The sequence below is a fragment of the Kitasatospora sp. NPDC057198 genome (genome assembly GCF_042670125.1).
GTDB lineage: Bacteria > Actinomycetota > Actinomycetes > Streptomycetales > Streptomycetaceae > Kitasatospora.
The window spans coordinates 1-4993 of the sequence record NZ_JBHUWH010000538.1; the positions used below are offsets into that span (position 1 = coordinate 1).

The window sequence follows — 4993 nt, forward strand, 5'->3', positions numbered from 1 at the left end:
GGAAGCGGGCGGACTCCTCGGCGGTGGCCCGTCCGCGACGGCCGCGCCGACGTGCTCGCTCCGCCGGTTGCGGGGTGTCGGCGGGGCGGGCACCGCAGCGGGCGACCGATCGTCTCGGTACGGGCGTCGGACGGTCAGTCGTCGTCGAGCCGCCGGAGGACCCGGGTGAAGCCACCGTCGTCGAGCAGGCCGGCCAGCACCCGCGTCATGCTGTCGATGCCGGGATCCCGGACGACGAGACCGTCGGAGCACCGGAAGTAGCGGCCGCCCAGGGCCTCGCCGGTTCGGGACCACCTGTCCATGATTCGCCCGACCTCGGCGAGCGTGAACACGGTCGCGCTCCAGCGCGAGCCGTCCGCCGTCAGCCGGACCTCGACGTCGACGTTGCAGACGGCGTCCGGCTCCTCTCCCGGATCGGGTACGAACAACGCCTCGAACCGGTCCGTCCGGACGCGGTAGAAGGGCCCGTCCCACCCCTGCTCGGTGGCTGCGCCCCCAGTGCTGGTCACCCGGTGAGTATGTCCAGTCGGCCTGAACCGCTCAACCGAGTTCCCCGACACGCCTCCGGCGTCGGCGGCGGGCCCTGCGACCGGAAGCGCGAGCGGGGCCCGGCCGGGCAGTCGCCGTTCATCGTCTCGGACGAGTACGCGTGGGCGCAGGTCGACGACCCGGTCGCGGCAGCCGGGGCCGTGCTGGGCCTGCTGCGCGCGTAGTCGACCGCCGGTCCTCGAAGCGGCTCGCGGGGCGGAGACCCGTCATGCCGTGGTGGCCCGTCGGACCCGTCGGACCCGTCGGACCCGTTGGACCCGTCGGACCCGTCGGCCGCGGACCGGGGCCGCGTACGGGACCCGGTACCCGGGCCGGGGCACCGGCGGTTCCGGGTTCGGCGCGGTGCGGTTCGTGCCCGCCGGGGGCGACGTCCCGGCCGCCGACATGATCGGACGGCGCGGCTACCGTCCCGGCGGCACCCCGCCCGTCCGGTAGGAGGCCGTCGGCCGCGCCGCCGTCACCGCCCGGTCGTGGTGTCCGCCCGCGTCTCGCGGGTGCCGTCCGTCAGGGCCCGGCCGAGGAGGCAGGCCGCGGCGAGCGCGCAGAGGCCGGCGCAGATCCAGAAGACGTCCCGGTACCCGGTCCGGGCGGCGAGCGTTCCGGTGACGGCCCCGGCCAGGAGTTGGGCGACGGGGAAGGTGGACGAGTGGAGCGAGGACGCGGTGCCCGAGCCGCCGGGGACCTCCCGCTGCACGATCACCATCGGGAGGCCGGCCAGCACCGCGGTCCACAGGGCGTTGGGCAGTTGCAGGGCGATGAGGGCGGCGGGCGACCCGGCCAGGGGCAGCAGGCCGAAGAACGCGGTGGCGAGCAGGACGGCGCAGGCCACCAGGCGGGTCTTCCCGACGCGGTCGGCGAAGCGGCCGACCAGGAGCATCAGGGGGATCTCCAGTACGGCGCAGACCCCCGCCAGCAAGCCCGCCAGGGCGGCCGAGCGGTGCAGGTCCCTGGTGACGTACAGGGCGATGTCGATCAGGTAGACCTGGTCCGCCACGTTGACCGCGGTCACCGCCCCGAGCAGCAGCCACGTGCGGCGCGGCACGGTGGCCAGGACGCGGCGCAGACCGGGCCGGCGCTCCCGGGCGGGCCCTCCGGCGACCGGGGGGCGGGGCGGCGCGAGGGCCGGGAGGAACCAGCGTCCCAGGACGGCGGTGGCCAGGAGGAGGCCCGCGACGCCCGCGTACACCGGCCCGAAGCCCAGGTGCACGAGCAGGAAGAGGCCGGCGGGCGGGCCGACCACCCACCCGACGGAGAAGAGGGAGCGCACCGCGGAGCTGAACGGCGTCAGCTCCCGGCCGGTGGAGTCGGCGAAATCCTTGACGTACGCGAACAGTTGGGAGATGTAGCCGTCGTTCAGGCTGATCAGCACCGCCCCCGTCGCGAACACCGCGGCGTAGTTCCGGGCCGCGGCGAAGACCGCCGCCCCGACGACACCGGCCAGGGCGGTGACGGCGAGGGCGGTTCTCCGGTCCTCCAGCCGGTCGGACAGCTGCCCCGTGACCAGGTTGACGCCCACGGCGGCCGCGGCGCAGCCGATGAAGTACAGGCCGATGAGCCCCGGCCCCGCTCCGACGGCGTCCGCCAGGAACAGGCTGGTGGTGGTGCCGAGGACCGACACGGCGACGGCGTAGCAGCCGGTGGCGACGCCCAGGGCGGGCGCCGTCCGGCCGGGCCGGCGGGGTCGGTGGGGTGCGGGTTTCCGGTCCGGTGCTCCGGGTTGGGCGGTGCCTGCGGGCTGCACGTCGTTCCTCCGTTTCCCTCGGGTGGAAGCGGGGCGGACGGGGCCGGGAGCCCCTCGGCGGGGCCGGGATCACAGCCAGTCGTTCCGCGCGGCTCGGGCTCCTGCCTGGAAGCGGCTCTCGGCGCCCAGGCGGTCCATCAGTTCCTTCATCATCCGGCGCACGGTGCGCAGGGACAGGCCCAGTCTGCGGCCGGCGGACTCGTCCGTGTGGCCGTCGCCCAGCAGTTGCAGCAGGGCGCGTTCGGATCCGGTGAGGTGCCGGCCGTCGCGGGGGGCGGGCCGGGCGAAGTCGGCTCCGCTCCGCCACAGTTCGTCGAACAGGGCGCACAGCGGCCGGACCAGGGCCGCGCCGTGCAGTTCCAGTGCGCCGCGGTCGTTGCCGTCGGGGCCGCTCGGGACCAGGGCGGTGCTGCGGTCGACGATCACCAGCCGGATCGGCAGGAGGGGCACGGTGCGGATCGAAGCGCCGAGGCCGGCCAGCCGCCGGGCGTGGCGCAGGGTGCCGGGGTCGTTGCGGAAGCTGTCCTGGAAGACGCTGCGGACGGCCACTCCGCGGGCCAGCGCCAGCTGGTGCGGGCGTTCGCCGGCACGGAGCCGGTCGGGGCGGACGGCTCCCGCGGGCACCAGGGACAGGCACTCCCCGGTGGCGGTGGCGGCGAGTTCCTCGAGGCGGTCGCGGACGGCTTCGGGGGAGTCCAGCCGCAGGACCGTCTCGTCCTCGGGCCGCCGGTCGGTGTACTCGGCGGAGAGGTCCGCGATCGCGGACCGGGCGTTCTCCAACTGCTGCTGGCGGAAGAGCAGTTGGTTCTGGTTGTGGGCGAGCAGCCGGGTCAGCCCGACTTCCGGGCTGACGGCCTGCAGCGCGCGGGAGTCGTTCGCGGGCCGCAGGAGCGTCAGCTCCAGGAGTTCGTCGAGCGCCTCGCGCACCTGGGCCTCCGTCAGGTGCAGGACGGCGGCGATCCGTTCGACTCCGCCGTCCGGCTCGGCCAGCAGGGCCCGGTAGACGTTCTCCGTCCGCGCGTTCAGTCCGAGTGCCTGCAACACCGTGCCGTCCTCCCCAGGTCGGTGATCATCATCGGCACACGGCGGCCGGATCCGCAATGGCTCCGCGGACGAAATGATCTGGCACGTCCCTGCCAAGCGACTTGATGCCACCCCGGCGGCCGTGACACCGCCTTTTCCGGTCGGCATGATCGTCCTCGCCGGTCCGGGGGAGGAGCGAGAACCGGGACGACCCCCCCGCGAAGCACCCACCGGCGCGGCACGGTCATTCGACAGGAGGGAACACTCGTGGCCCACTCGACACGCATCGTGCGCACCGGCCCCGCCGCCAGCGGTTCCGAGCGGGCCGGTTCCGAGAGAGTCGGCTCCGAGGGGGCCGCCGTTCCTCCCGCACCACCGCACAGAGTCCGCTGAATCCCGTGCACCTGGTCGCGGTGACCCTCCTGTGCCCCGCCCCGGCGCGACCGCCGCTGACGGCCGGGGCGGTCACCGATCTGATGTGGGTCCACAGCCGGGGCGAGGACCGGGTGGAACACCTCCGGGCCCGCGTCGACCGCAACCGGTGCCACATCGCCGCCGCGATCATCGCGGACACTCCCGACGCGGCGGCCGCGAACCTGCGCCGCGTCTGCGAACGCGCGCTGCGGCACGTGCCGGCCCTGCACGGCTGGCGCCTCGTCCTCGGCTGAGGACTCCACGAGCCCTGCCCGCCTCCCTCGCGCCCCCTGCCCAGGCGACGCCGTCCCGCCCCGTCCGGCCCCCGCACCGCCGTCCAGACCCGGGAGGAGCACCGGCGCACCCACTGACCGCGCGGTGGCGCCCGCACACGACCGGAGCACCCGTCGATGACACGCAACCAGGAGAGCGCACCATGAAGAACATCCGCACCACGCTGACCGTCGCCGGCACCGCGCTGGCGATGGCCGTCCCCCTCGTCGTCGCCACCTCCGTACCCGCCTTCGCCGCGGGCCGCGACGGCGTCTGCGAGTCCGGGGAGTTCTGCTACTACTACAACAGCGACAACGCGGGCTCGGTCTCCGACTTCGCCGGCTCCGTCAGCAACTACGGGAGCACCCAGCCGGACTGCTACGAGTTCAAGAGCGCCGGCAGCGGCCAGGGCCTCTGCGTCAAGAACAACGCCGCGTCGGTGTGGAACCGCTCGGCGCGGACCGTGCGCGTCTACTACAACAGCGGCTACGAAGGCGCCTACCAGGACTTCGCCCCCGGCGCCAAGGGCAACCTGAACACCACCCTGAAGAACAACGACGCCTCGCACCTGTTCCTCGGCGGCAACCAGACCCCCGTCGACGACTACGACGGCAGCAGTCACGGCTTCTACGCCGGCCAGTGCACCGCCTTCGCGGCCTTCCGCATCGCCACCCGCCTCGGCGTCCCGGGCTTCGGCAACTCCTGGGGCGACGCGCACTGGGGCAACGCCAACACCTGGGACGACGCCGCCCGGACGGCCGGCCTCCCGGTCAACACCACCCCCACCGTCGGCTCCATCGCCGTCAACGACGTCAGCGGGACGTACGGCCACGTCGCCTACGTCAACGCGGTCCACTCCGACGGCTCCTTCGACGTCGAGGAGTACAACTACAACAACCCGACCGCCTACGGCACCCGCAGCCACGTCCGCGTCGGCGCGCAGGCCGAGTTCCAGTGGATGATCCACTTCTGAGCGGCCGCCCGCCGTACGGC

Annotated in this window: 6 protein-coding genes; 3 read left to right on the forward strand and 3 right to left on the reverse strand. The window is 74.1% G+C overall.

Annotation, left to right across the window (positions count from 1 at the left end; genetic code table 11):
* Positions 1–134 precede the first annotated feature (134 nt).
* Positions 135–509, reverse strand: a complete 375-nt coding sequence (locus ACFUEL_RS34975) for a hypothetical protein (RefSeq protein WP_380241485.1) — start codon at positions 507–509, stop codon at positions 135–137.
* A gap of 9 nt (positions 510–518) precedes the next feature.
* Between ACFUEL_RS34975 and ACFUEL_RS34980 the strand changes: the two genes are divergently transcribed.
* Positions 519–713 (forward strand): hypothetical protein, encoded by a 195-nt coding sequence (locus ACFUEL_RS34980; protein ID WP_380241487.1) that lies wholly within the window; start codon positions 519–521, stop codon positions 711–713.
* Between the two features lie 293 nt (positions 714–1006).
* Here ACFUEL_RS34980 and ACFUEL_RS34985 read toward each other — a convergent pair whose 3' ends face one another.
* Both ACFUEL_RS34985 and ACFUEL_RS34990 read right to left on the reverse strand, forming a co-directional pair.
* Positions 1007–2290 (reverse strand): sugar efflux transporter, encoded by a 1284-nt coding sequence (locus tag ACFUEL_RS34985; RefSeq protein ID WP_380241489.1) that lies wholly within the window; start codon positions 2288–2290, stop codon positions 1007–1009.
* Between the two features lie 69 nt (positions 2291–2359).
* Positions 2360–3334, reverse strand: a complete 975-nt coding sequence (locus tag ACFUEL_RS34990) for a LuxR C-terminal-related transcriptional regulator (protein WP_380241491.1) — start codon at positions 3332–3334, stop codon at positions 2360–2362.
* 377 nt (positions 3335–3711) lie between these two features.
* Here ACFUEL_RS34990 and ACFUEL_RS34995 point away from each other — a divergent pair, with 377 nt between their 5' ends.
* Positions 3712–3981, forward strand: coding sequence for a hypothetical protein (locus tag ACFUEL_RS34995; protein ID WP_380241493.1), 270 nt, complete (start codon positions 3712–3714; stop codon positions 3979–3981).
* A gap of 182 nt (positions 3982–4163) precedes the next feature.
* On the forward strand, positions 4164–4973 hold the full coding sequence (locus ACFUEL_RS35000; protein WP_380241494.1) for a CHAP domain-containing protein: 810 nt from the start codon (positions 4164–4166) through the stop codon (positions 4971–4973).
* Positions 4974–4993 lie beyond the last annotated feature (20 nt).